General features: G+C 59.1%; 2 protein-coding genes and 1 pseudogene. All 3 read right to left on the bottom strand.

Annotated features, from left to right (window positions below; all coding sequences use genetic code 11):
- Positions 1–1,878: formyltransferase family protein (locus K288_RS53430; protein WP_160169104.1), on the bottom strand; the 1,878-nt coding region annotated here is incomplete at its 3' end.
- 1,059 nt (positions 1,879–2,937) lie between these two features.
- Positions 2,938–3,573, bottom strand: coding sequence for a UPF0149 family protein (locus K288_RS55480; protein WP_064737413.1), 636 nt, complete (start codon positions 3,571–3,573; stop codon positions 2,938–2,940).
- Between the two features lie 86 nt (positions 3,574–3,659).
- Positions 3,660–3,971: pseudogene (locus K288_RS55475) on the bottom strand (transposase); the annotation flags it as partial.

The raw sequence follows: 3,971 nt of genomic DNA, 5'->3' as shown, positions 1-3,971 counted from the left end.
CAGCCCCACCACCATCGCCACGCTGCGCTCCAGGCAGATCGCAACCGGCTGATCCGGCGTCACCCCGAGCCCGATCAGATGATGCGCCAGGCGGTTGGCCCGCGCATTGAGCGCGCCATAGCTTACGCGTTCGTCCCCATAGACCACCGCCACCGCATCCGGCGTCTTGGCGACCTGCGCCTCGAACAGCTCGTGGATGCACCGCTCCGCAGGATAAGGCGCCGCCGTCCGGTTCAGCTCCTCCAACAGGTACGCCCGCTCCGCGGCCGGCAGCAGCTCAATCCGGTCGACCGGCTGCTGCACATCCGCAACTACAGGACACAAAAGAGTTTGCAAATGCTGCGTAATGCGGTTGACCTGCTCGGGCGCTACACGACTTTCATCAAAGTTCCATCGAAAGCTCCCATCCAGAGCGCAAACCTCAAACGTTAGAAAATCACCCGACGGGGCTGTCTCAGAACTCGGCCTCGAAGCTAGATCGTGAGCGGCAGAACAGCTGTTCATCCTAACGGAAATGCCAATCGGCCAAGGGCGGCGCAATCGTAGCGCCTCCGCATTCCGCAACGTTGGGCAGCGCGCGATAAGGTCCCGCGCAAAGCTATCACGCCTCTTCAGCTGAGCGCATTCGGCGGCAACTGCCTTGCGCACCTCTGCAAAACCATGACTAAGATCGATAGTAATTTCCATCGGCACGACGGAAGCGACGAGCTCCTCCACCGCATTTAACCCGGCTCGCGCTCCATTCGCTGTAGGAGTCCATCCCAATTGGAGCTCTGATTGGCCGGTAATACGGGCCAGATAGATCAGCCAAGCACTCAGTAGGTGTTCCGTGCGTTCGATTGGCGACAGCTTGGCCAACGCACTTGGAATGAGCCATGAAGTCGTCTGCCGTCTGCGGTGACCCTCAGCTTCTGAAGACGACAGATAAGGAAGCTGCAGTAACTTAAACTGCTCAAGTCGCTGTCGCCAAAAATTCTCTTGAGGCGCCAACATTTCGTGAACGACAGTTATGCTCCGCGCCTCCTCATCGCTCAAAATCGGGAGGGAGTCGCCTATACTCAGATTGGAGCGCCTCGCGAGTGCCCACGCGTCCAAAGCCTGACCATCTGAGCTGCCAAAGTAAACATCAACATCCTCTGTACCTGTTGCCACACTCCAATGGCTGGAGTGGATTTTAACCAGGGAGCCCGCCGGAAAGCCCGAGCATCCAGCCAGCACTTCCAAGCACTTGACTACGACAACATCATCGCCAAGTAGCGCCTTGGGCACACACAACGGATTTGTATGATACAGCCCAAAGTCTAGCGCGCGTGTCACTGCTGACAGATCTTGCGCGGAGCGATCCCATCGCAGACAGCCCGCAGCATCTGGGCGTCGACTCCTCCGAAAATAGGTTCTGTCCATTAGCACCTGCGGACGCGCGCTGAACTCTCCGTTCGTTAACCCAGTCAAGAGCTCGCGGAAGCCCTCGACAGCGGCTTCATAACATTTGAGATTCAGGGTCAAGGCGGTATCGGGGGGCGCAATTAACACCTCGCGTTGAACGACCAGATCACCCGTATCAACCCCCTCATCGATGCGATGCCACGTGATGGCGTGTTTAGTCTCTTGAGCCAACAGCGCCCAAGATGTTGCATGAGTTCCTGCATATCGCGGTAAGGGGCCGTCGTGGTAGTTGAAAGCGCCCTCACGCGCTCGCCCAACCACATTCGCTGGCAATATGAATGGATTTGCAACCGAAAATATCCACTCCACCGATTCCGTATTCAGGAACGTCGAGAGTTCTTCAACACTCGCCACGCACAAAATGTTGGCGCGCGCCGCCCAATCGGCAAATATGGCGTCGGCACACAATACCGCACGGATGACGTGACCCATCTCGATTGCTATCTGAGCGCAGCGCATAGCTAGCGTACCACTACCAACAAAGACCATAGAGGAGATTGATGGGACTGCGAGCCGCTGCCTATCCCGACCGCCCGTTTCGCGACGGTCTGCGAGCGTCGGAGGAGACGAATGTGCCATTTCACACCTCTGCTAACCGTTTCACAGTGAGGCTCGGCTTGCATGACAACTCCGAGCTGCTGGAGTCCGCCAACCAAACCCATTCGCGCCTAAGTTGTTTCAACGGCGCACCAGCACGAGTTTTCTTGTGCTTTGGGTAGGATCTGCTTGTTCTAAAAAGGACGCGCAGCGGCAGGGCTACTGAAAGAGCTCACGACTGAAACCGTCGCGAGGCCACCGGCGCGCTCGAAGGCATTGCCAACTGATCTGCAATTGCTTGATTGGAGCACTTCTCACTCCCGGCCCTCCCGAATGCTTGCCTAATGAGTCAGAAAGCGAGGTTCTGACCTTCATTTTCGTTCTCCAGACCATCTTGAAGCGAGCATCTGAGCCACTTGGCGCTCGGCTCTGGTTCCTCGATACGTGTGTGGGTGAAGCTTTGGTTCGGTGTTTTTCAAAGCCTACAACCTGACGCAACGTGAGCATCAAGCTATTTTGATGCTCTTGCTGAAGCTTATTCCATTCAACTGCCCAGCGAGGTGCATGTCGTCGCACTTCTCAGGGTCCACTCCGTGTGCAGCCCCCGGAGAGAGAAACCGTGAGTGACGAATAGGGGCCTGCCCGCGACTGAGCCACGGAGGAAGGCGGGTATAGCTAGTTGACCGGGAGACCGCTTGCATACCCCAGCAAAACAGGCGTCGTCCTTGATCTCCGGACTCGTGTGCACCCGGATCGGCACTGCTGATTGAGAGACCCAACGTTCTACCGGCCGCTCAGCGCACGTACGGCGGGTGAACGATCTGGTCCGGTCGGTCCATGGTAGCGCGAAATACTGCCTCGGTAGACAGATACACCCTCGATGGCTAGATACACCCGACGATTCAATCGTAAGCGGTGCGAGTTCACACGTCTCGCTGATCTTGACAACGGCGTTCAGGAGCTGCGTTTGAAGCGGGTCGGCATCCAGTGAAGCCGCAGACCGTTCAGGAGCGCAGGCATGATGGCGTACCAGTCCTGTTCGGTCCCTGCAGAAGGTTCGGCATCGCGTGCTGAGTGCTGGTCGGCATGGCGCAAGATCGACCGCAGCATGAGATCACGATCGCCGCGCAACAGCGGCGCCCAGGCGGAGCGGCGCAAGTTCATGGCGGCACAAAATCCGGTGCACCAAGGACGCAGATCGAGCGCGCCGGCGGCGTCGTGGCTGAACAACGGCACCAGACGTTTCGGGGCGGTGGCCAGGGTGTTGCGGATCACATTGTGGCGCATGCCCACGGCCGCGATCGCGGCAAACTCCTCGGTATCGTGGTTGAATGCATCGGGCTCGACACCGAGCAGAGGACACATCCATTTCGGCGATGGGAACGACAGCGGATCGGCGACAATTGCTGACACGTAGCCGTCGAGCATCGCCAGCGAGGTCGCCAGCGGACGTCGCTTGGGCGCCACCATGGCGGCGCGCCGCTGCAGCCATGGCTCCAACTGCTCCAACGGCATGGTATAGTCCGCCATCGTGGTCTTGTGGGCGGCGGCTTTCGTGATCCCGTCCTGCGTCGTCCGTTGCCGTGCCATGCCGCAGCCTGCATCGTCGCTGCTGCGGCCCGCGCGATCTTCCAGTTCCAGACCAGCAGTTCGTGCAGCCGGTTGTTCGTGACCTCCCCGGAGACGATGCGCTCGAGCACGTCGGTCAGCCAGGTTTCCGGATCAACGCCATTGAGTTTGCAGGTGTTGACGAGCGAAGCCAGGATCGCCCAGGTCTCGGCTGCGCCCGCGTCCCCCGCAAACAAAGAGTTGCGCCGCCCGATTCCAATCGGCCGGATCGAGCGCTCCACGATATTGGTGTCCGGCTCAAGCCGGCCATCGTCGAGGAACAGGACCAGGCCGCTCCAGTGATTGAGCGTGTAGTCGATCGCCGCGAGCAACGACGAATGGATCGACAACCCATCCCGGGTCGCCTCGAGCCGTACCTT

The organism is Bradyrhizobium sp. Ai1a-2 (genome assembly GCF_000426245.1).
In the GTDB taxonomy this organism is placed as follows: Bacteria; Pseudomonadota; Alphaproteobacteria; order Rhizobiales; family Xanthobacteraceae; genus Bradyrhizobium.
The sequence above is the reverse complement of the archived record's forward strand: the minus strand, read 5'-3'. Positions and strand labels throughout refer to the sequence as shown.